The sequence below is a fragment of the Salmonella sp. SSDFZ54 genome (genome assembly GCF_004010735.1).
Classification (GTDB): Bacteria; Pseudomonadota; Gammaproteobacteria; order Enterobacterales; family Enterobacteriaceae; genus Salmonella; species Salmonella enterica.
The window spans coordinates 3,477,185-3,499,702 of the sequence record NZ_CP034819.1 but is presented as its reverse complement, the minus strand read 5'-3'; the positions used below and the strand labels follow the sequence as shown (position 1 = coordinate 3,499,702).

General features: G+C 54.3%; 20 protein-coding genes and 1 pseudogene. 17 read left to right on the top strand and 4 right to left on the bottom strand.

Annotation, left to right across the window (positions count from 1 at the left end; all coding sequences use genetic code 11):
* The first annotated feature begins 64 nt into the window (after window positions 1-64).
* Window positions 65-1,546 (top strand): MFS transporter, encoded by a 1,482-nt coding sequence (locus EOS97_RS17235; protein ID WP_001041123.1) that lies wholly within the window; start codon window positions 65-67, stop codon window positions 1,544-1,546.
* Window positions 1,547-1,584: 38 nt separating this feature from the next.
* Here EOS97_RS17235 and phrB read toward each other — a convergent pair whose 3' ends face one another.
* Window positions 1,585-3,006 carry a deoxyribodipyrimidine photo-lyase gene (gene phrB, locus EOS97_RS17230; protein ID WP_001142028.1) on the bottom strand — a complete coding sequence of 474 codons (1,422 nt, stop codon included), beginning with the start codon at window positions 3,004-3,006 and terminating at the stop codon, window positions 1,585-1,587.
* 110 nt (window positions 3,007-3,116) lie between these two features.
* Complete coding sequence (locus tag EOS97_RS17225) at window positions 3,117-3,323, bottom strand: YbfA family protein (RefSeq protein ID WP_000401433.1); 207 nt, start codon at window positions 3,321-3,323, stop codon at window positions 3,117-3,119.
* A 336-nt stretch (window positions 3,324-3,659) separates the two neighbouring features.
* Here EOS97_RS17225 and kdpF point away from each other — a divergent pair, with 336 nt between their 5' ends.
* The 10 genes from kdpF to EOS97_RS17175 all read left to right on the top strand — a co-directional run bounded on the left by kdpF (window position 3,660) and on the right by EOS97_RS17175 (window position 16,272).
* Entirely contained in the window at window positions 3,660-3,749 is a 90-nt protein-coding gene (kdpF, locus tag EOS97_RS17220; protein WP_001670793.1) for a K(+)-transporting ATPase subunit F, read from the top strand.
* Complete coding sequence (gene kdpA, locus EOS97_RS17215) at window positions 3,749-5,428, top strand: potassium-transporting ATPase subunit KdpA (RefSeq protein ID WP_000226488.1); 1,680 nt, start codon at window positions 3,749-3,751, stop codon at window positions 5,426-5,428. The genes kdpF and kdpA overlap by 1 nt, the downstream gene beginning before the upstream one ends.
* A 20-nt stretch (window positions 5,429-5,448) precedes the next feature.
* Window positions 5,449-7,497 (top strand): potassium-transporting ATPase subunit KdpB, encoded by a 2,049-nt coding sequence (gene kdpB / locus EOS97_RS17210; RefSeq protein WP_000088031.1) that lies wholly within the window; start codon window positions 5,449-5,451, stop codon window positions 7,495-7,497.
* A gap of 8 nt (window positions 7,498-7,505) precedes the next feature.
* Window positions 7,506-8,090, top strand: coding sequence for a potassium-transporting ATPase subunit KdpC (kdpC, locus tag EOS97_RS17205; protein WP_001518103.1), 585 nt, complete (start codon window positions 7,506-7,508; stop codon window positions 8,088-8,090).
* Window positions 8,087-10,771 carry a two-component system sensor histidine kinase KdpD gene (kdpD, locus tag EOS97_RS17200; RefSeq protein WP_000997489.1) on the top strand — a complete coding sequence of 895 codons (2,685 nt, stop codon included), beginning with the start codon at window positions 8,087-8,089 and terminating at the stop codon, window positions 10,769-10,771. The genes kdpC and kdpD overlap by 4 nt, the downstream gene beginning before the upstream one ends.
* On the top strand, window positions 10,768-11,445 hold the full coding sequence (gene kdpE, locus EOS97_RS17195) for a two-component system response regulator KdpE (protein ID WP_000186064.1): 678 nt from the start codon (window positions 10,768-10,770) through the stop codon (window positions 11,443-11,445). Before kdpD ends, kdpE begins: the two co-directional genes overlap by 4 nt.
* Before the next feature lie 278 nt (window positions 11,446-11,723).
* Window positions 11,724-11,828, top strand: coding sequence for a leader peptide SpeFL (speFL, locus tag EOS97_RS17190; RefSeq protein ID WP_015632840.1), 105 nt, complete (start codon window positions 11,724-11,726; stop codon window positions 11,826-11,828).
* Window positions 11,829-12,207: 379 nt separating this feature from the next.
* The gene (gene speF, locus EOS97_RS17185; RefSeq protein WP_023165931.1) at window positions 12,208-14,406 is read left to right on the top strand and encodes an ornithine decarboxylase SpeF; all 2,199 of its coding nucleotides are present in this window, start codon (window positions 12,208-12,210) and stop codon (window positions 14,404-14,406) included.
* Complete coding sequence (gene potE / locus EOS97_RS17180) at window positions 14,403-15,722, top strand: putrescine-ornithine antiporter (protein WP_000042658.1); 1,320 nt, start codon at window positions 14,403-14,405, stop codon at window positions 15,720-15,722. Before speF ends, potE begins: the two co-directional genes overlap by 4 nt.
* A gap of 64 nt (window positions 15,723-15,786) precedes the next feature.
* The gene (locus EOS97_RS17175; RefSeq protein WP_000070059.1) at window positions 15,787-16,272 is read left to right on the top strand and encodes a pyridoxamine 5'-phosphate oxidase family protein; all 486 of its coding nucleotides are present in this window, start codon (window positions 15,787-15,789) and stop codon (window positions 16,270-16,272) included.
* A 114-nt stretch (window positions 16,273-16,386) separates the two neighbouring features.
* On the opposite strand, the gene pgm is transcribed toward EOS97_RS17175, so the two are convergent.
* Window positions 16,387-18,027 (bottom strand): phosphoglucomutase (alpha-D-glucose-1,6-bisphosphate-dependent), encoded by a 1,641-nt coding sequence (gene pgm / locus EOS97_RS17170; RefSeq protein ID WP_000974387.1) that lies wholly within the window; start codon window positions 18,025-18,027, stop codon window positions 16,387-16,389.
* Between the two features lie 24 nt (window positions 18,028-18,051).
* Window positions 18,052-18,594 (bottom strand): replication initiation negative regulator SeqA, encoded by a 543-nt coding sequence (gene seqA, locus EOS97_RS17165; RefSeq protein ID WP_000848395.1) that lies wholly within the window; start codon window positions 18,592-18,594, stop codon window positions 18,052-18,054.
* Between the two features lie 184 nt (window positions 18,595-18,778).
* Between seqA and ybfF the strand changes: the two genes are divergently transcribed.
* The 6 genes and pseudogenes from ybfF (at window position 18,779) to tcuR (ending at window position 22,432) form a co-directional block, all read left to right on the top strand.
* Window positions 18,779-19,549 (top strand): esterase, encoded by a 771-nt coding sequence (gene ybfF, locus EOS97_RS17160; protein ID WP_000773245.1) that lies wholly within the window; start codon window positions 18,779-18,781, stop codon window positions 19,547-19,549.
* A gap of 133 nt (window positions 19,550-19,682) precedes the next feature.
* Window positions 19,683-19,976 (top strand): LexA regulated protein, encoded by a 294-nt coding sequence (gene ybfE, locus EOS97_RS17155; RefSeq protein WP_001040939.1) that lies wholly within the window; start codon window positions 19,683-19,685, stop codon window positions 19,974-19,976.
* A 150-nt stretch (window positions 19,977-20,126) separates the two neighbouring features.
* A complete protein-coding gene (gene fldA, locus EOS97_RS17150) occupies window positions 20,127-20,657 on the top strand; it encodes a flavodoxin FldA (protein ID WP_001018621.1) in 531 nt (176 codons plus the stop codon).
* 203 nt (window positions 20,658-20,860) lie between these two features.
* Window positions 20,861-20,946 (top strand): annotated as a pseudogene (locus tag EOS97_RS26955) (ryhB-regulated fur leader peptide).
* The gene (gene fur, locus EOS97_RS17145; protein ID WP_000131699.1) at window positions 20,939-21,391 is read left to right on the top strand and encodes a ferric iron uptake transcriptional regulator; all 453 of its coding nucleotides are present in this window, start codon (window positions 20,939-20,941) and stop codon (window positions 21,389-21,391) included. Before EOS97_RS26955 ends, fur begins: the two are co-directional and overlap by 8 nt.
* Window positions 21,392-21,505: 114 nt before the next feature.
* Window positions 21,506-22,432, top strand: coding sequence for a tricarballylate utilization LysR family transcriptional regulator TcuR (gene tcuR / locus EOS97_RS17140; protein ID WP_000423370.1), 927 nt, complete (start codon window positions 21,506-21,508; stop codon window positions 22,430-22,432).
* Window positions 22,433-22,518: the final 86 nt, after the last annotated feature.

Below are 22,518 nucleotides of genomic sequence, written 5' to 3'. Positions count from 1 at the left end.
ACAAAGAAAGGCATTATCTGAGAATACCGCTTTCTTGCCGCAGCGCCTCTATCCCGGAAATACGATGAATAAACAAGCATCTCAACCCCGCGCTATTTACTACGTTGTCGCCCTGCAAATTTGGGAGTACTTCAGCTTTTATGGTATGCGCGCCCTACTGATTCTTTATCTCACCAATCAGCTAAAATACGACGATAACCACGCCTATGAGTTATTCAGCGCTTACTGTTCGCTGGTCTACGTAACGCCGATTCTTGGCGGCTATCTGGCGGATAAGGTGCTTGGCAACCGAATGGCAGTCATGCTGGGCGCATTTTTAATGGCTATAGGTCATTTAGTGCTGGGCGCCAGTGAGATCGCGCCGACATTCCTTTATCTGTCGCTGGCGATCATTGTCTGCGGCTACGGCCTGTTTAAATCGAATATTAGCTGCCTGCTGGGCGAACTGTACCAGCCGGAAGATCCGCGCCGCGACGGCGGGTTCTCGCTGCTTTACGCAGCGGGTAATATTGGTTCGATCGTGGCGCCTATCGCCTGCGGCTATGTGCAAGAGGAGTACAGTTGGGCGATGGGCTTTGCACTCGCTGCCATTGGTATGCTGGCGGGGCTGGTGATCTTCCTGTGTGGAAATCGTCATTTCACCCACACTACCGGCGTGAATAAAGCCGTGTTGTGCGCCAGAAACTACCTGCTGCCGAACTGGGGCTGGCTGTTAATTTTGCTGGTAGCGGCGCCGTTGCTGATTACCGTTCTGTTCTGGAAAGAATGGTCAGTCTATGCCTTAATCGTGGCGACCGCGATCGGCCTGGTCGTGCTGGCAAAAATTTATCGTCAGGCGCAAACGGCCAAACAACGCAAAGAACTGGGGCTGATTGTCACCCTGACCCTGTTCAGTATGCTGTTCTGGGCGTTTGCCCAGCAGGGCGGTAGCTCTATCAGCCTGTATATCGACCGCTTTGTGAACCGCGATATTCTGGGCTATTCCGTTCCTACCGCCATGTTCCAGTCGGTGAACGCCTTTGCCGTGATGCTGTGTGGGGTCGTCCTGGCCTGGCTGGTTAAAGAGAGCGTAAGCGGTAATCGCACCGTGCGTATCTGGGGCAAATTCGCGCTGGGTCTCGGTCTGATGAGCGCCGGATTCTGTATTTTGACCCTGAGCGCACGCTGGTCCGCCGCTTACGGACACTCTTCAATGCCGCTAATGGTGCTGGGACTGGCGGTGATGGGCTTTGCCGAGCTGTTTATCGACCCGGTCGCCATGTCGCAAATTACGCGCATTGATATCCCCGGCGTCACCGGCGTATTAACCGGAATTTATATGCTGCTGTCCGGCGCGATAGCTAACTATCTGGCAGGCGTCATCGCTGACCAGACCTCGCAAAGCGCCTTCGACGCCAGCGGCGCGGTTAATTACGCCATCAACGCCTATGTGGATGTTTTTGAACAGATCACCTGGGGCGCGTTAGCCTGCGTAGGGGTTGTCCTGCTGATTTGGCTGTATCAGTCCTTCAAATTCAAAAGCCGCGCGCTGGCCGTCGAATCCTGATAGCAGAATGCCCGGTAGTTTGCGCTATCGGGCCTGTATCACGCCCCTTTTCTCGCCGCTTCATAGGCGGAAAGCGTCGCGATTCTCGCCTGTTTGTGTTCAACAATAGGCCGAGGATAATCAAGCACGACCCCCGCTTTTTCCGCCCACCGCCACGGCTCGTGAATCGCTTTTCCAGGGATATCGCGTAATGCCGGTAGCCACTGGCGGATAAATTCGCCGTCGCGATCGAACCTCTCTCCCTGAGTCGTGGGATTAAAAATACGAAAATAAGGCGCGGCATCAGTACCGGTTGAGGCGGCCCACTGCCAGCCGCCATTATTGGCGGCAAGATCGCCGTCAATAAGCTGCGACATGAAATAGCGCTCCCCCAACCGCCAGTCAATCAGCAGATCTTTTACCAGAAAGCTAGCGGTAATCATGCGTAAACGGTTATGCATCCAGCCCGTCGCGTTAAGCTGGCGCATCGCCGCATCGACAATGGGATAACCGGTTTCGCCTTTCTGCCATGCCTGAAAATAGTGCGGGTTCTCCTGCCACGCGACGCGTTTTGTCCAGCGGATAAACGGCTGGTGTTTGCATAATGCCGGATACCAGGTCATTAAATGACGGTAAAATTCCCGCCAGATGAGCTCATTCAACCAGACGCTTCCCGGTCCGCCGTCCAGCGCCTGCGGCTGCTCCGCCAGTAATCGGTGCAGGCACTGTCGCGGCGACAGGCCGCCCGTCGCCAGGCTGGCGGAAAGCCGACTGGTGCCTTCAACCGCAGGGAAATCCCGCTGTGACTCATACCCGTCTGCGCCCTGCGCGCAAAACTGACGTAGCTGCGCGATGACCGCGTTTTCTTCCACCGGGAAAAGCGCGGCGTCAAACGCCTGTTGCGGGTAGTTAAGCGAGACTGGCGTTAAGGGTGTAGAAAGCGCGCCGCTCACCCGGATCTTCGGGGCCGGAACGCACGGCGGGATATCCTCTTTTAGCCGTTTCAACCAGGCGTTTTTAAACGGCGTAAAAACTTTATACATTTCATGATTGCCGGTCATCACCGCGCCGGGCGCCAGAATCACGCTATCGTCAAAGCCTTCGCAGATGACAGAGGGCAGCGTTTTTTCCACCGCCGCATCACGCTGACGCTCGTTAAACTCATACTGATAGTTATAAAACAGATGGCTGACGTCATGCTGTCGGCAAATGTTTTTGACCGTTTTAATACTGGCGTTAAAATCCGCCACTTCATGAAACAGCAGCGGAATGCCTTTCTCTGCAAGGGCCGTCTGTAGCGCATTGAGCTGCGCGCTGATGAATGCCGCCTGCCGCGGCGCCATATCATGGGCCTGCCACTGCGCGGGGGTGGAAATATAAAGCGCCAGCACCCGCGCGGATGCATCGCGGCAGGCGGCGGCCAGCGCAAGGTTATCCTGTAAACGCAGATCGCGCCTGAACCAGACTAAATGGGTGGGCATACAACTCCTGAAAGATGAAACGTCACGGCGAATAGCGTTAAACAGTGTAGACCCTGGCGCATAAAAAAACCGCCAGCGTGGCGGCTGACGGTTTTTCAGGCTGGTCGCGATTAATAAAAGTCGCAGGTGGCTTTTTCAGCCTGCGCCATCCATACCGGCTTATCACTGGTTTTCGACCAGACACGGTGCAGATAACTATAAAAACGCGCGCGGTCTTTCCAGAAGAGCATCACTGGCAGCGCCAGCACGCCTGCGATCACCGCGAAAGCACGACGGGCAAAAATGACATGCGCCGGATAGTCTTTATAGTGTTCCATACGTTTCCCCCCTTTATACCGACGCTACCCGCCCCGGTATAGATTGAATCGGTGAATAGCACCGAAAAATTGAACCTCGTTACCTGATTAAAATAGTACCGCTTTCGGTGTAATTTTACTACTCATCCGACCACTTATTTTCACGCTTTTCCAGCAGATTTACATTCAAAGCGTAAATTAGTTACAAAAAGGTTAAATTAATACTAACCATTAGTTAAATAATGGTCTTTGCCATTTTTATACTTTTTTTACACTCCGCCCGCCAATTTTTGCGAAATCTTTGCAGCCAAAAAATTACCTTTCTCAGGAGTAAAACAATGCCACTGGAGGTGCTCTGTGAGTGCAGGCGTGATAACCGGCATCGTGCTGGTTTTCTTACTTTTAGGTTATCTGGTCTATGCCCTGATTAATGCGGAGGCGTTCTGATGGTCGCGCAAGGATTTTTACTGATCGCCAGTTTTTTACTGATTTTATTGGTACTGGCGAAACCGTTGGGTTCGGGCCTGGCAAGGCTCATCGCCGCCGTTCCGTTGCCGGGCGTGGCTGGCGTTGAGCGTATCCTCTGGCGGACTCTTGGCATTACCGACCACGAAATGAACTGGCGTCAGTATTTACTGGCGCTACTGACGCTCAATCTGCTGGGACTGGGCATCCTGTTTTGCCTGCTATTCTGGCAGGAGTGGCTGCCCTTAAATCCGCAGCGGCTACCGGGGCTGTCCTGGGATCTGGCGTTGAATACCGCCGTCAGCTTCGTCACCAATACCAACTGGCAAGCTTACAGCGGCGAAAGCACGCTGAGCTACTTTAGCCAGATGGCGGGGCTGACGGTGCAAAATTTCCTGTCGGCGGCGACCGGGATTGCGGTGGTTTTTGCGCTTATCCGCGCCTTTACGCGCCAGAATGTGCACACGCTGGGTAATGCCTGGCAGGATCTGGTACGCATTACGCTATGGATATTATTTCCTGTCGCGTTAATTATCGCGCTGTTTTTTATCCAACAGGGCGTACCGCAAAACCTGTCGGCTTATCAGCCCATCACCACTCTTGAAGGCGCTAAACAACTCTTGCCGATGGGGCCGGTTGCTTCGCAGGAGGCGATCAAAATGCTTGGCACCAACGGAGGCGGTTTCTTTAACGCTAACTCTTCGCATCCGTTCGAAAACCCCACCGCGCTCACTAATCTGGCGCAGATGCTGGCGATATTTTTGATTCCAGCCGCGCTCTGTTTCGCCTTTGGCGAAGCGGCGGGCGATCGCCGTCAGGGACGCGCGCTACTGTGGGCAATGTCATTCATTTTTGTGGTCTGCGTAGCGGTAGTGATGTGGGCGGAAGTTCAGGGAAATCCACATCTGTTGGCGGCAGGCGCGGACAGTAGCGTCAACATGGAAGGTAAAGAAACACGCTTTGGCGTGCTGGCCAGCAGCCTGTTTGCCGTCGTCACGACCGCGGCGTCCTGCGGGGCGGTAAATGCCATGCACGACTCGTTTACCGCTCTGGGCGGTATGGTGCCGATGTGGCTGATGCAAATTGGCGAAGTGGTCTTTGGCGGCGTCGGTTCAGGGCTGTACGGCATGTTGCTGTTTGTCCTGCTGGCGGTGTTTATCGCGGGGCTGATGATCGGTCGCACGCCGGAGTATCTGGGGAAAAAAATCGACGTGCGCGAAATGAAAATGACCGCGCTGGCGATTCTGGTCACGCCGATGCTGGTCTTGTTGGGTTCGGCGCTGGCGATGATGACGGATGCCGGACGCAGCGCAATGCTGAACCCTGGCCCGCACGGTTTTAGCGAAGTGCTATATGCCGTCTCCTCTGCCGCCAACAATAACGGTAGCGCCTTTGCGGGTCTGAGCGCTAACTCGCCTTTCTGGAACTGTTTGCTGGCGTTCTGCATGTTCGTCGGACGTTTCGGCGTGATTATTCCTGTCATGGCCATCGCCGGATCGCTGGTCAGTAAAAAAGTACAGCCGGCCAGTCAGGGAACGCTGGCGACCCACGGCGCGCTATTTATTGGACTGCTCATCGGCACGGTACTGCTGGTCGGCGCGCTGACGTTTATTCCTGCCCTGGCGCTTGGCCCGGTAGCGGAACATTTCTCTTTACCTTGAGCGATGTGGAGTACATTGATATGAGTCGCAAGCAACTGGCGCTGTTTGAACCTGTTTTACTCGTACAGGCGCTAACGGATGCCGTAAAAAAATTAAGCCCACGCGCCCAGTGGCGTAACCCGGTGATGTTTGTGGTCTGGGCCGGCAGCGTGCTAACCACTCTGTTAACGCTCGCTATGGTAACAGGACAAATAGCGGGAAGCGCCTTGTTTACAGGGGTGATCAGTCTGTGGTTATGGTTCACCGTACTGTTCGCCAATTTTGCCGAAGCGCTGGCGGAAGGCCGCAGCAAAGCCCTGGCAAACAGTCTGAAAGGTGTGAAAAAGACCGCGTTCGCTCGCCGCCTGCGCGCCCCTAGCCATGATGCGCAGGCCGATAACGTGCCCGCCGCTGAACTGCGGAAAGGCGACATTGTCCTGGTCAAAGCGGGCGATATTATTCCCTGCGACGGCGAGGTCATCGAAGGCGGCGCCTCGGTGGATGAAAGTGCGATTACCGGCGAATCCGCGCCCGTGATCCGTGAGTCCGGCGGCGATTTCGCCTCTGTCACCGGCGGCACGCGAATTCTTTCCGACTGGCTGGTGATTGCCTGTAGCGTCAATCCTGGCGAAACCTTTCTTGACCGGATGATCGCGATGGTGGAAGGCGCACAGCGGCGGAAAACGCCTAACGAGATTGCCCTGACGATTTTGCTCATTGCCCTGACCATTGTCTTTTTACTGGCGACCGCCACCCTGTGGCCCTTCTCCGCCTGGGGCGGTAACGCGGTCAGCGTCACCGTGTTGGTGGCGTTGCTGGTGTGCCTGATCCCCACTACCATCGGCGGGCTACTCTCCGCCATTGGCGTAGCCGGAATGAGCCGAATGTTGGGCGCGAACGTCATCGCCACCAGCGGCCGCGCCGTAGAAGCCGCGGGCGATGTCGACGTGTTACTGTTGGATAAAACCGGCACTATCACGCTCGGCAACCGCCAGGCGTCCGATTTTATACCCGCCCGAGGGGTGGACGAACGCACGCTGGCTGACGCCGCGCAGCTCGCTTCGCTGGCCGACGAAACGCCGGAAGGCCGCAGCATTGTGATCCTCGCCAAACAGCGCTTTAACCTGCGTGAACGCGATGTGCAGTCGCTTCATGCCACCTTTGTTCCGTTTACCGCGCAAAGCCGCATGAGCGGGATTAATATCGATAACCGGATGATCCGTAAAGGCTCGGTGGACGCGATTCGGCGTCATGTCGAGAGCAATGGCGGCCATTTTCCCGCCGATGTCGAGCAAAACGTCGAGAACGTGGCGCGCCTGGGCGCGACGCCGCTGGTGGTCGTGGAAGGCGCGCGCGTACTGGGTGTTATCGCCCTCAAGGATATCGTTAAAGGCGGCATTAAAGAACGTTTCGCCCAGCTACGAAAGATGGGCATTAAAACGGTGATGATCACTGGCGATAACCGCCTGACGGCGGCAGCGATTGCCGCCGAAGCCGGTGTGGACGATTTTCTTGCCGAAGCCACGCCGGAAGCCAAGCTGGCGTTGATCCGTCAATATCAGGCGGAAGGACGGCTGGTCGCCATGACCGGCGACGGCACTAACGATGCCCCGGCGCTGGCGCAGGCTGACGTCGCGGTGGCGATGAACTCCGGCACCCAGGCGGCGAAAGAAGCCGGTAATATGGTGGATCTGGACTCTAACCCGACCAAGTTGATTGAAGTGGTGCATATCGGTAAGCAGATGCTGATGACGCGCGGCTCGCTCACCACCTTCAGTATCGCGAATGATGTAGCGAAATATTTCGCCATTATTCCCGCCGCGTTTGCCGCTACCTATCCGCAGCTAAACGCGCTCAACGTGATGGGGCTGCATTCGCCGAACTCCGCCATTCTGAGCGCGGTGATCTTTAACGCCCTGATTATCATTTTTCTGATCCCGCTGGCATTAAAAGGCGTGAGTTATAAGCCGCTTTCCGCATCGGCCATGCTGCGCCGTAATTTATGGATCTATGGTCTGGGTGGTCTGGTGGTGCCGTTTATTGGCATCAAAGTGATTGATGTGCTGCTGACCCTGCTGGGTCTGGCGTGAGGTGTATGATGATCGGTTTACGTCCTGCTTTTTCGACAATGTTATTTCTGCTGTTATTGACCGGCGGCGTGTATCCGCTTCTGACCACGGCGCTGGGGCAGTGGTGGTTTCCCTGGCAGGCTAATGGCTCGCTGATTCATAAAGACAATGTGATACGCGGCTCAGCGCTTATCGGACAATCGTTTACCGCCGCGGGCTATTTTCATGGCCGGCCCTCCGCCACCGCCGATACGCCTTATAATCCACTGGCGTCGGGCGGAAGCAACCTGGCCGCCAGCAATCCCGAACTGGATGCGCAAATACAGTCCCGCGTCGCCGCGCTACGCGCCGCTAACCCCCAGGCGAGTTCCGCGGTTCCGGTTGAGCTGGCGACGGCCTCGGCAAGCGGGCTGGATAATAATCTGACGCCCGGCGCCGCGGCATGGCAAATCCCCCGCGTGGCGGCGGCTCGCCAGCTTCCCGTTGAACAGGTCGCGCAACTGGTTGCAGAATATACGCACAGGCCGCTGGCGCGCTTTCTTGGGCAACCGGTGGTGAATATTGTTGAGCTTAATCTGGCGCTGGATGCGCTACAGGGACACAGAGCGAAATGAACGACGAACCCTTGCGTCCTGATCCGGATCGCTTGTTGGAACAAACGCCCCCGCCCCACCGGGGGAAGTTGAAAATTTTCTTCGGCGCCTGCGCAGGCGTCGGAAAAACCTGGGCGATGCTGGCGCAAGCGCAGCGGCTGCGAGCGCAGGGGCTGGATGTGGTGATCGGCGTGGTAGAGACGCATGGCCGTAAAGAGACCGCCGCGCTACTTGACGGGCTGACCATTCTGCCGCCAAAACGTCACTCGCACCGGGGGCGGCAAATTCGCGAATTTGACCTGGATGCCGCCCTCGCCCGGCGTCCGGCGCTGATTTTAATGGATGAGCTGGCGCACAGTAACGCGCCTGGCTCACGCCATCCTAAGCGCTGGCAGGATATTGAAGAGCTGCTGGAAGCGGGAATCGACGTTTTCACCACCGTGAACGTACAACATCTGGAAAGTCTGAACGATGTGGTGAGCGGCGTCACGGGGATTCAGGTGCGCGAAACCGTCCCCGATCCCTTTTTTGATGCCGCTGATGAAGTCGTACTGGTCGATCTGCCGCCCGACGATCTGCGCCAACGGCTCAACGAAGGTAAAGTGTATATCGCCGGCCAGGCGGAACGCGCTATTGAACATTTTTTCCGCAAGGGCAATCTGATCGCCCTCCGCGAGCTGGCGCTACGCCGGACAGCCGATCGCGTGGACGATCAGATGCGTGCCTGGCGCGCGCATCCGGGCGAAGAAAAAGTATGGCATACCCGCGATGCGATTTTACTGTGTATCGGGCATAACACCGGCAGCGAAAAACTGGTGCGTACCGCGGCGCGTCTGGCCTCCCGGCTCGGCAGCGTCTGGCATGCCGTCTATGTCGAAACGCCAACGTTACACCGCTTACCGGAAAAGCAACGGCGGGCTATTTTAAGCGCGCTGCGCCTGGCGCAGGAGCTTGGCGCGGAAACCGCCACCCTGTCCGATCCCGCCGAAGAGAAAGCGGTCGTGCGCTATGCCCGCGAACATAATCTGGGGAAAATCGTCATGGGCCGCCCGGCGTCGCGACGCTGGTGGCGACGTGACGCTTTCGCCGACCGTCTTGCCAGGCGCGCGCCGGATCTCGATCAGGTGATCGTCGCGCTGGAAGAGCCGCCAGCGCGCGCGTTGGCGCAAACGCCTGATAACCGACCTTTTAAAGAGAAATGGCGTGGGCAGATTCAGGGCTGTCTGGTCGCCGTGGCGCTTTGCGCCATCACCACGCTTATCGCTATGCAGTGGCTTGTCACCTTCGACGCCGCCAATCTGGTGATGCTCTATTTGCTGGGCGTAGTGGTGATTGCGCTGCTTTACGGACGCTGGCCGTCGGTGGTGGCGACGGTGATTAACGTGGCGAGTTTCGATCTCTTTTTTATCGCGCCACGCGGTACGCTCGCCGTTTCGGACGTGCAATATTTGCTGACCTTTGCCGTGATGCTGACGGTAGGTCTGGTGATTGGCAATCTTACTGCCGGGGTGCGCTATCAGGCGCGCGTCGCCCGTTATCGGGAACAGCGTACCCGTCATTTATATGAAATGTCTAAAGCGCTGGCCGTCGGGCGTAGCGAACATGATATCGCCGCGACCAGCGAGCGGTTTATCGCCTCGACGTTTCAGGCGCGCAGCCAAATTTTATTACCTGATACTAACGGTAAGTTGCTGCCTCTCACCCACCAGCAAGGCATGACGCCGTGGGACGACGCAATTGCGCGCTGGAGTTTTGATAAAGGCCAGCCTGCCGGCGCAGGCACCGATACCCTCCCTGGCGTGCCTTATCAAATCCTGCCGCTGAAAAGCGCCGATAAAACGTACGGTCTGGCTATCGTCGAACCGGGTAATTTGCGTCAGTTAATGGTGCCGGAACAGCAACGCCTGCTGGAAACATTTACTCTGCTTGTCGCCAACGCGCTGGAACGACTGACGCTGACCGCCAGCGAAGAACAGGCGCGTCTCGCCAGCGAGCGCGAAAGTATTCGCAACGCTCTGCTGGCGGCGCTGTCGCATGATTTACGCACGCCGCTGACGGTATTGTTCGGCCAGGCGGAAATTTTGACGCTGGATTTAGCCAGCGCAGGATCGCCCCACGCGCGTCAGGCCAGTGAAATCCGCCAGCATATTCTCAACACCACCCGGCTGGTGAATAATTTGCTGGATATGGCGCGTATTCAGTCCGGCGGGTTTAATCTTAAAAAAGAGTGGCTGACGCTGGAAGAGGTCGTCGGTAGCGCGTTACAGATGTTAGAGCCGGGTTTATTGCATCCGATTACATTGTCGCTGCCGCAACAGTTAACGCTTATCCATGTCGATGGCCCCTTATTTGAGCGTGTCCTGATCAACTTGCTGGAAAACGCCGTTAAGTACGCCGGGCCGCAGGCCAGTATCGGCATTGATGCTGCGGTTAAGGACGATCGTTTACAACTGGATGTCTGGGATAACGGGCCGGGTATTCCTGCGGGGCAAGAACAGAAGATTTTCGATAAGTTCGCCCGCGGCAACAAAGAGTCCGCCGTCCCCGGCGTGGGGCTGGGGCTGGCGATTTGCCATGCTATCGTAGAGGTACACGGCGGCACGCTTACCGCCTATAATCGACCGCAGGGCGGCGCCTGTTTCCGTGTGACGCTGCCGCAAGGAAAGCCACCTGAACTTGACGATTTTCATGAGGATATGTGACAAACGTTCTGATTGTTGAAGATGAACAGGCCATCCGCCGCTTTCTGCGCACCGCGCTGGAAGGCGACGGCCTGCGCGTGTATGAAGCTGAAACATTACAACGTGGTTTACTGGAAGCCGCCACGCGAAAGCCCGATCTGATTATTCTCGATCTCGGCCTGCCGGACGGCGACGGAATCGATTTCATTCGCGACCTGCGTCAGTGGAGCGCAATACCGGTGATTGTCCTTTCCGCCCGCAGCGAAGAAAGCGATAAGATTGCCGCGCTTGACGCCGGAGCTGATGATTACCTGAGCAAGCCATTCGGCATTGGCGAGTTGCAGGCGCGTTTGCGTGTCGCGCTGCGACGGCACGCCGCCAGCCCTTGCGCCGATCCGATCGTCCGCTTTTCCGGCGTGACGGTCGATCTTGCCGCACGGTTGATCCACCGTGGCGACGAAGAAATTCATCTGACGCCAATTGAGTTCCGCCTGCTGGCGGTATTACTCAATAATACCGGCAAAGTATTAACCCAACGGCAGTTATTAAACCAGGTCTGGGGCCCTAACGCCGTGGAGCATAGCCACTATTTGCGCATCTATATGGGACATTTACGCCAGAAACTGGAACAAGATCCCACCCGCCCACGCCATTTTATTACCGAAACCGGAATTGGCTATCGCTTTATGCCGTGAATAGCTATTCATTATTTTTAAATAACTTCTAATTTTTATGTCATTTATTTTCGGCGTCGCGAATAATTATTTTCGCGGCGATATTATATTTTATGGAGAATATAAAAAAACATATTATTAACATTTAAGAAACAATCCGTTATTTCACAGCACGATATGCATAATCGCCGACTAATTATTTTTCAAATGATCGTTTTTTGTTGATCTGGTTCACAGATTGCTGGCGCTTCCTGGATAAAATATCCATGCTTTCAATAAATCAATGAAAGGACCTCAAAATGGAAAATAATAATCGTTTTATGCCCCATATAAGGCGGACAACGCATATTATGATGTTTGCCCACCGTAATAGTTTCGACTTTCATTTCTTTAATGCCCGGTAGTTTTTCTGCTACGGGTACTTCAGCATACAGGTCTTTCCGACCCTTATGTCATTCAGGTCTATTGCCTAAATAACTCGAATTGTTAAAAGCGACAGTACGGTAATCCCTTTACGTCCAGCCAGCTAACCATATGGTTTGACAGAAGAAACTCCGACTCAGCGCAATTTTAGTTATCACGGTTTCTGCCTGTATATCGTAGTACTCAACTCCTTAAATCCTGAATTTCCTGCAACCGGACGGGTTGGGATTTATTACATCTAAAATAAAGCTAATTTACTGATTTTTTTATCAGCGGGATAGCTTTGATTTTTTCCGGAAGAATCAGTTTCTCATGCGAGAAATTGAGGGCCTGCTATTACCTGAAATAAAGAGATGAAAAATGTCAGAATTAAAAATTGCCGTTAGCCGTCATTGCCCGGATTGTTTTTCTACACACCGTAATATTGTAAATGTTGATGAGAGTCGTTTCATCGACGTGGCTGCCATCGTGTTATCCATCGACGACATTGAACACGGAAAACTCGATGAAATCGACGCAACGGGTTACGGTATTCCCGTGTTTGTCGCGACTCATGACGAAGGGCGCGTACCGCCTGAGTATTTGTCGCGTATCTCTGGTGTATTCGAATATAATGAATCCCGTACTGCCTTCTATGGTCGCCAGTTGGAAACCGCAGCAAGCCACTACGAAACGCAGTTACGTCCGCCGTTTTTCCGCGCGCTGGTGGATTATGTCAACCAGGGCAACAGCGCATTTGACTGCCCGGGGCATCAGGGCGGCGAATTCTTCCGCCGTCATCCTGCCGGTAATCAGTTCGTGGAATACTTTGGCGAAACGCTCTTCCGCTCCGACCTATGCAACGCGGACGTGGCGATGGGCGATCTGCTGATTCACGAAGGCGCGCCTTGCATTGCGCAGCAACATGCGGCGAAAGTCTTTAACGCCGATAAGACCTACTTTGTGCTGAACGGGACCTCCTCCTCTAACAAAGTCGTACTCAACGCGCTGTTAACGCCGGGCGATCTGGTTCTGTTTGACCGTAACAACCACAAATCTAACCACCACGGCGCATTATTGCAGGCGGGCGCAACGCCAGTTTATCTGGAAACCGCGCGTAACCCGTATGGTTTTATCGGCGGGATCGACGCTCACTGCTTCGAAGAAGATTACCTGCGCGAGCTGATTAGCGAAGTCGCGCCGCAGCGCGCCCGCGAAGCACGTCCATTCCGTCTGGCCGTCATCCAGTTAGGCACCTACGACGGTACCATTTATAACGCCCGTCAGGTCGTCGATAAAATTGGTCATCTGTGCGACTACATCCTGTTTGACTCCGCCTGGGTCGGCTATGAACAATTTATTCCGATGATGGCCGATTGTTCGCCGCTGCTGCTGGAACTGAACGAAAACGATCCGGGTATTCTGGTGACGCAGTCCGTTCACAAACAACAAGCCGGTTTCTCCCAGACCTCGCAGATCCATAAAAAAGATAGCCATATCAAAGGGCAATCGCGCTACGTTCCGCATAAGCGCATGAACAACGCCTTTATGATGCACGCCTCCACCAGCCCGTTCTATCCGCTGTTCGCCGCGCTGGACGTTAACGCCAAAATGCACGAAGGCGTCAGCGGTCGCAATATGTGGATGGATTGCGTGGTTAACGGCATCGATGCCCGTAAATTGATCCTCGAAAACTGTCATCACATCCGTCCGTTCGTACCGGAACTGATTGATGGTAAGCCGTGGCAGTCATACCCGACATCAGAGATCGCCAGCGATCTACGCTTCTTCCACTTCGTTCCGGGAGAACACTGGCATGCGTTTGAAGGCTATGCCGAACATCAGTACTTTGTCGACCCTTGCAAACTGCTGCTCACCACACCGGGCATTAATGCAGCAAGCGGCGAATATGAAGACTTTGGCGTTCCTGCCACGATCCTCGCCAACTTCCTGCGCGAGAACGGCGTTGTGCCGGAAAAATGCGACCTCAACTCCATTCTGTTCCTGCTGACGCCGGCAGAAGACATGGCGAAGTTACAACAGCTTGTCGCCCTGCTGGCTCGTTTCGAAAAACTGCTGGAAGCTGATGCGCCGTTAGCGGAAGTATTACCGTCCATCTACAAACAGCATGAAGCGCGTTATGCCGGCTACACCCTGCGTCAGCTTTGCCAGGAGATGCACGATCTCTATGCGCGGCACAACGTGAAACAGCTGCAAAAAGAGATGTTCCGTAAATCGCATTTCCCGAAAGTCAGTATGAATCCGCAAGAGGCCAACTATGCCTATCTGCGCGGCGAGGTCGAACTGGTTCGCCTGCCGGAAGCGGAAGGTCGTATCGCGGCTGAAGGCGCTCTGCCTTACCCGCCGGGAGTGCTGTGTGTAGTTCCGGGTGAAATCTGGGGCGGTTCTGTCCTGCGTTACTTCAGCGCCCTGGAAGAGGGGATCAACCTGCTGCCGGGCTTTGCGCCTGAACTGCAGGGCGTTTATATCGAAGAACACGACGGCCGTAAGCAGGTCTGGTGCTACGTCATTAAACCTCGTGACGCGCAGCGCTCCCTGCTGAAGGAGGAAAAATTATGAGTAAACCTAAATCCAATAAAATGGGTGTCGTGCAGCTCACAATTCTGACTATGGTCAACATGATGGGCTCCGGGATCATCATGCTACCGACCAAACTGTCTGAAGTCGGCACGATATCCATTATCTCCTGGCTGGTCACCGCCGTCGGCTCGATGGCGCTGGCCTGGGCGTTTGCGAAATGCGGTATGTTTAGCCGTAAATCCGGCGGTATGGGCGGTTACGCCGAATATGCCTTCGGTAAATCCGGCAACTTTATGGCGAACTATACCTACGGCGTCTCGCTGCTGATCGCCAACGTGGCTATCGCCATCTCCGCTGTCGGCTATGGCACAGAGCTGTTCGGCGCCGCGCTGACGCCGCTCCAGATCGGTCTGGCGACTATCGCCGTATTGTGGGTTTGTACCATCGCAAACTTTGGCGGCGCGCGTATTACCGGACAGATCAGTAGCGTTACCGTTTGGGGCGTCATCATTCCGGTTGTCGGCCTGTGCATCATTGGCTGGTTCTGGTTTAGCCCCAGCATGTACGTAGCGTCATGGAACCCGCACCATGTTCCGTTCTTTAGCGCGGTCGGTTCTTCCATCGCCATGACGTTGTGGGCATTTCTTGGACTGGAATCCGCCTGCGCCAACGCAGACGTGGTCGAGAATCCGGAAAAGAACGTCCCCATCGCGGTACTGGGCGGTACGCTGGGCGCGGCGGTCATCTATATCGTTTCGACTAACGTGATTGCCGGGATTGTGCCGAACATGGATCTAGCGAACTCCACGGCGCCGTTTGGTCTGGCGTTTGCACAGATGTTCACGCCTGCGGTAGGTAAAGTGATCATGGCGCTGATGGTAATGTCCTGCTGCGGCTCGCTGCTGGGCTGGCAGTTCACTATCGCTCAGGTCTTTAAATCCTCCGCTGACGAAGGCTATTTCCCGAAAGTCTTCTCTCGTGTAACGAAAGTCGACGCGCCGGTTCAGGGGATGTTGATTATTGTGATTATTCAGACTGGCCTGTCGCTGATGACCATTAGCCCGTCGCTGAATAGTCAGTTTAACGTCCTGGTTAACCTGGCGGTGGTGACGAACATTATTCCGTATATTCTGTCGATGGCCGCGCTGGTTATCATTCAGAAAATGGCGAATGTGCCGTCATCAAAAGCGAAAGTCGCTAACTTCGTGGCCTTCGTTGGCGCCATGTATAGCTTCTACGCGCTATATTCCTCCGGTGAAGAAGCCATGCTGTACGGCTCAATTGTGACCTTCCTCGGCTGGACGTTATACGGCCTGGTCTCACCGCGTTTTGAATTGAAAAATAAACACGGCTGATGGCGCGCCCGGGCTGCGGTAACGCTAGTCCGGGCATTTTCACTCTTTGAATAAGATAATAGAAATGAGTAATCCAGAACGGGAAGTCACTGATATAGCAGAAATACTGGCTATTCTCAGTAAACACGAAGTGTGTCGGATAGGGTTTAACGACAATCTCTGTCCGTATGTTGTCCCCGTAAATTTTGGCTACGAGTATCAGAACGGACGCTGGATATTTTATTTTCACGGCGCACGCACCGGGAAAAAGATGCGTCTGTTACGTAAGAACCCGGCAGTATGCCTTGAAATGGACGGCGACCATGCATTACTACGTGCCGATGCCCCCTGTGATTATAGCTACGCCTACACCAGCGTTTTCGCCACCGGACTGGCATCGATATTGCAAACGCGCGAGGAGATGCGCCACGGCCTGGACGTCATTATGCGCCAGACCGATCCGGGAAAAACCTTCAATTATCGGGAAGATATGATGAAAGCGGTTTGCGTGGTGCGTATCGAATGCGACGCCCTCACCTGCCGCCGACATCTGGCGACTCAGAGCGAATAAGTCAGATATCACAAGCGCCTTATCCGGCCTGGAGGCGATTTACAGGCCTGATAAGCGCAGCGCCGTTAATACAAAAAAGGAGCCGTAAGGCTCCTTTTTCTTCCATATCGCCCATCAGGCGTTTTTCAATACTTCGCTAACGATTTCAACGGCTTCTTTCTCAATCTGCTTGCGATGTTCTTCCCCCAGGAAGCTTTCGCAATAGATCTTGTAAGCGTCTTCCGTACCGGATGGACGCGCGGCGAACCAGCCGTTATCGGTCATTACCTTCAGGCCGCCAATCGATGCGCCATTACCCGGCGCTGCGGTAAGACGCGCGGTGATCGGGTCGCCTGCCAGCGTGCTGGCGCTGACCATTTCCGGAGACAGTTTAGACAATGCCGCTTTCTGCGCGGAGGTCGCGCTCGCCTGCAGACGGTTATAGCTCGGCGCGCCAAAACGCGCTGCCAGTTCATTGTAATGCTCTTGCGGGTTTTTCCCGGTAACGGCGGTGATTTCCGCCGCCAGCAGGCACATGATGATCCCGTCTTTATCGGTAGACCACGGCGTACCGTCGAAACGCAGGAACGAAGCGCCCGCGCTCTCTTCCCCGCCGAAACCAAAGCTGCCGTCGAACAAACCGTCAACAAACCATTTGAAGCCTACCGGCACTTCCACCAGCTTGCGTCCCAAGTCATTCACCACGCGGTCAATCATCGCGGAAGAGACCAGCGTTTTACCGACAGCCACGTCTTTGCCCCACAGCGGACGATGCTGGAACAGATAGTTAATGGCGACCGCCAGATAATGGTTCGGGTTCATCAGCCCTGCAGGCGTCACGATGCCATGACGGTCGTAGTCCGGGTCGTTAGCGAAGGCCAGGTCAAACTTGTCACGCAGCGCCAGTAAACCCGCCATCGCACATTCGGAGGAACAATCCATACGGATCGCGCCGTCTTTATCAAGGTGCATAAAGCGGAAGGTTTGATCAACCTGATCGTTAACTAACGTCAGGTTAAGCTTGTAATGCTCAGCGATACGTTTCCAGTATTCAATACCGGAGCCGCCCAGCGGATCGACACCCAGCGTCAGACCGGCTTTCTGAATCGCCGCCATATCAACGATATCCGCCAGCCCTTCGACAAACGGCTGTACCAGATCTACCGCTTTAACGTGGCCCGAGGCCATTGCCGCATCCAGAGAGATGCGCTTAACGCCTTGCAGGCCGCCCGCCAGCAGCGCATTGGCGCGATCTTCTACCACTTTAGTGACGTTGGTATCCGCCGGGCCGCCATTGGGCGGATTATATTTAATACCGCCATCTTCCGGCGGGTTGTGCGACGGCGTAATGACAATACCATCTGCCAGCGGGCCGCCTTTTTTGTTATGGACCAGGATAGCATTTGACACGGCAGGCGTTGGCGTAAAGCCATTATTTTCCTGCACGATAACGTCTACGCCGTTTGCCGCCAGCACTTCCAGCACGGAAATGAAGGCCGGTTCCGAGAGCGCATGGGTGTCTTTCCCTACATAGCAGGGGCCGGTAATGCCATTTTTCGCCCGCTCTTCAGCAATCGCCTGGGCGATCGCCAGAATATGCGGTTCGTTGAAACTGTGACGGCCTGCGCTGCCGCGATGGCCGGAAGTGCCAAATTTCACGGCATGTTCTGCATTCCCTGCCTCCGGTTTCAGTACATAATACTGCGCCGTCAGTTGGGCGACGTTAATCAAATCACTCTGTTGCGCGGGTTGTCCTGCGCGGTTGTGGATTGCCATTGCCTGGTCCTTCTAATGCAAGGATTAAATTGTTCCGCAAACCTTTTCAATCAATTCCGCCGGGAATTGCATTGACTGCATGATGTGTTCGATCATGCTGCATTTACGGCCGGTGTTGGTGTTGGTGATCACCCAGTACGGCGTGCCGGGAACGTGCTTAGGTTTAGTTTGATTCCCATTTTTCAGCAGCGTTTGTTCATCCGCCGCAAAATAGACGCGCGTGCGGCCATGCAACGACTCCGTCGCCTCCGCAAACGCGTGGTGATCCAGTGAATAGAGTGTAGTCAGAATCAGCATAAAGCGGTTGACCGCTTTTTTCTGCTCGGCATATTCGTCAGACAACAACAGCTCACGCATCGCGCGAACTTTGTCTTTTACCGGGTTAACCGGTTTCGCTTCGGCAACGGGTTGCGCCGCAGGCGTCCCCTTCACCGCTGAAGCCGTTGGCTGTGTCGTGGCGGAAAACTTCAACATACGCCGTAAAATGTCGGATGCGCTCTCGCCGATATGCTTGGTGTGGCTGGCAATATAGCTATAGAGTTCATCATCAACTTCAATCGTTTTCATCTTAATCCAGTGCGATGTCTTTGCTGAATACAAGTCATTGGGATTATAGGAACAAATCCCAACAGCGGATAGCGTTAAGCCCGGCTGACAAAAAAACTCGGAGTAAACCTTAGAGGTTGCAGCCCAGTGGCAGAATGGTCAACATAATACCCTAACCCGACAGAGCGAAAAAAAGAACTTTGCCATGAAATTAAACATCCGAGCGCAATCTGCACAAAACCTGCACAATAATTCCCCCATCGTTCTCGTTCATGGTCTGTTTGGCAGCCTGGACAACCTCGGCGTACTGGCGCGGGATCTGGTGACCGATCACGACATTATTCAGGTCGATATGCGCAATCATGGTTTATCGCCGCGCGATCCGGTCATGGATTATCCGGCAATGGCCCAGGATCTTCTGGATACGCTTGACGCGCAGCAGATTGAAAAAGCGACGTTTATTGGTCATTCCATGGGCGGAAAAGCGGTAATGGCGCTGACGGCGCTGGCGCCCGATCGCATCGATCGTCTGGTCGCGATTGATATCGCCCCCGTGGATTATCACGTTCGCCGCCACGATCGCATTTTCGCGGCCATTAATGCCGTCAGCGAATCCGACGCGACATCCCGCCAACAGGCGGCAGGGATTATGCGCCAACACCTCAACGAAGAAGGCGTGATCCAGTTTCTGTTAAAATCCTGGGCTGAAGGCGAATGGCGTTTTAATGTTCCGGTATTATGGGAGCAGTATCCGCATATCGTCGGCTGGGAAACCATTCCGCCCTGGGAACATCCGGCGCTGTTTATTCCAGGCGGTAACTCGCCGTACGTGACCGAAGCGTACCGCGACGCGCTGCTGGCGCAATTCCCTTTGGCGCGCGCGCATGTGATCGCCGGCGCGGGCCACTGGGTACATGCCGAAAAACCAGAGGCGGTTCTGCGCGCCATCCGCCGTTATCTGCACGATAAACGCTAACTGATTAAAAACTCATCGCCTGTGCGCGATTACGCGCGCGGGCGTTGGCGTCGCTTCCTCGCTGATGTATGATGGCGCGCTATCCATCCGGGCATAAGCCTGGCTGATTGTTTCCCCCGAAGTCACCAAAATCATGGCCAAAGAACAAACGGACCGTACGACATTAGATCTGTTCGCGCACGAGCGTCGCCCGGGACGACCTAAAACGAATCCGCTTTCGCGCGATGAACAGTTACGCATCAACAAGCGCAACCAGTTAAAACGCGACAAAGTTCGTGGCCTCAAGCGTGTCGAATTAAAACTCAACGCACAAGCGGTTGACGCGCTGAATGAGCTGGCCGAAGCGCGCAACATTAGCCGCAGCGAGCTCATTGAAGAAATATTAATGAAGCAGCTTATGGCGCTGCGCGGCCAGGGTTTAGTCTGAAAATAAGTTTTGTTTCATATTTCGTGTAGCAGAGCGTGCAGTCCCGCGTGATTGCTGTTTCCGCATATCTGCCTGTTCTGCTATGATTGCCCTTATCCGTGGGCAATTCGCCACCACCATTTCAATAAGTTTCAAGAGGTTATTTTACTCATGGCAATCACTGGCATCTTTTTCGGCAGCGACACCGGTAATACCGAAAATATCGCAAAAATGATTCAAAAACAGCTTGGTAAAGACGTTGCCGATGTGCATGACATTGCAAAAAGCAGTAAAGAAGACCTGGAAGGGTATGACATTCTGCTGCTGGGCATCCCAACCTGGTACTATGGCGAAGCGCAATGTGACTGGGATGACTTCTTCCCGACTCTCGAAGAGATTGACTTTAACGGTAAGCTGGTGGCGCTGTTTGGCTGTGGCGATCAGGAAGACTACGCGGAATACTTCTGTGATGCGCTGGGCACGATTCGCGACATTATTGAGCCGCGCGGCGCCACAATTGTGGGTCACTGGCCAACCGCAGGCTATCATTTTGAAGCCTCTAAAGGTCTGGCTGACGACGATCATTTTGTCGGTCTGGCGATTGACGAAGACCGTCAGCCTGAACTGACCGCCGAGCGTGTTGAAAAATGGGTTAAGCAAGTTTCGGCTGAATTGCACCTCGACGACATCCTCAACGCCTAATCTTATGCGGCGCAGCGTTATATCTGCGCCGCATCAATAGACAAGACCAATCAAAATAATTGCTACAAATTTGTAACTTTCGCACCCATCCCTGTACAATGTCCGGGTGTAATCAGGTGGCGCCAAAATTTGCAGGCAAAACCACAGTTTTATTAATATCTGCGAGAGACTTGCGGTTTTCATTTCGGCATGGCAGTCCTATAATGATACGCATTATCTTGAGTGCAATTTCTGTCACTTCTCTAATGAAGTGAATCGTTTAGCAACAGGACAGATTCCGCATGACTGACAACAATACCGCATTAAAGAAGGCTGGCCTGAAAGTAACGCTTCCTCGTTTAAAAATTCTGGAAGTTCTTCAGGAACCAGATAACCATCACGTCAGTGCGGAAGATTTATACAAACGCCTGATCGACATGGGTGAAGAAATCGGTCTGGCAACCGTATACCGTGTGCTGAACCAGTTTGACGATGCCGGTATCGTGACCCGCCATAATTTTGAAGGCGGTAAATCCGTTTTTGAACTGACGCAACAGCATCATCACGACCATCTTATCTGCCTTGACTGCGGAAAAGTGATTGAATTTAGTGATGACTCTATTGAAGCGCGCCAGCGTGAAATTGCGGCGAAACACGGTATTCGTTTAACTAATCACAGCCTCTATCTTTACGGCCACTGCGCTGAAGGCGACTGCCGCGAAGACGAGCACGCGCACGATGACGCGACTAAATAAGTGTAAATCTTTCGAAGAGCCAACCGCCCGGTTGGCTTTTTTATATCCTCCTCTTTCCTGCCGCTTGATGTTGATTTAATGTAAAAAACGCTATCGCATCTCAGGAGAGCAGGAATGGAGCTTCGCCAGTTACGCTATTTCGTGCGTATTATTGAAACCGGCAGTATGGGCAGCGCCGCACAGGATCTTGATATTGGCGTTTCAGCATTAAGTCAACAGATGTCCCGTCTGGAAAACGAGCTCGCCATCCGTCTGCTGCAGCGCACTTCGCGCGGCGTAACGCCAACCAACGCCGGGCTGGCCTTTTATTCACAGGCGCAACTCGCCCTGCGTCATGCCGACGACGCGATTCTCGCCGCCAGAGAAGCGCGCCTTTCCGGTCATGTGAGCGTAGGAATGGCCCCCAGTACCGCCTCCATACTGGGTATACCGTTTATCCATGCCATGCAGGAAAACTATGCCGATGTCCGACTGCATGTGGTGGAAAGCTTGTCCGGTAATCTGGAAAGAATGATCAATACCCGCCAGATTGATTTAGCCGTTGTCTTTCAAAAAGATAAAATCCTGCGCTGGAGCGCCAGACCGATCCTTGAAGAACAGCTTTTTCTGATTGGCTCCCATGCCCTGCTGGCGGCGCTTCCTGATAACCCGATCACACCTGAACAACTGGCAGGCATTCCGCTCATTATGCCAAGCCAGGGACATGGGCTGCGCGGCAGGCTGGACGCTGTCTGCCAGGAACATGCGCTTAACGTTGAAATCGTCGCGGAAATTGACGGCCTGGCGTTGTTGATGCGCGCCGTGCGCGACGGTCTTGGCGCCACGTTGCAGCCCGGCGCGGCGATTTCTCATCTGGATAACGACGCGCTACGCGTGATCGGCGTCCATAATCCGGTACTCAGCCGCCCCAATTTTTTAGTCAGCCTGTCGGATGATGAACTGACGCCCGCCGGCCTTGCCGCCAGAGTAGTCCTTACCAAAGTTATTCGTCAGTTAGTCGACGCCGGTGAATGGCCAGGCGCAACCCTTTACGCTTACTAAACCCCTGTTTAGCGCTACCTGATAGCGCGCCGCTTATTTATCCGTATACATTTCAATTACAAATTTAACAAATAGTTAAATGGTAC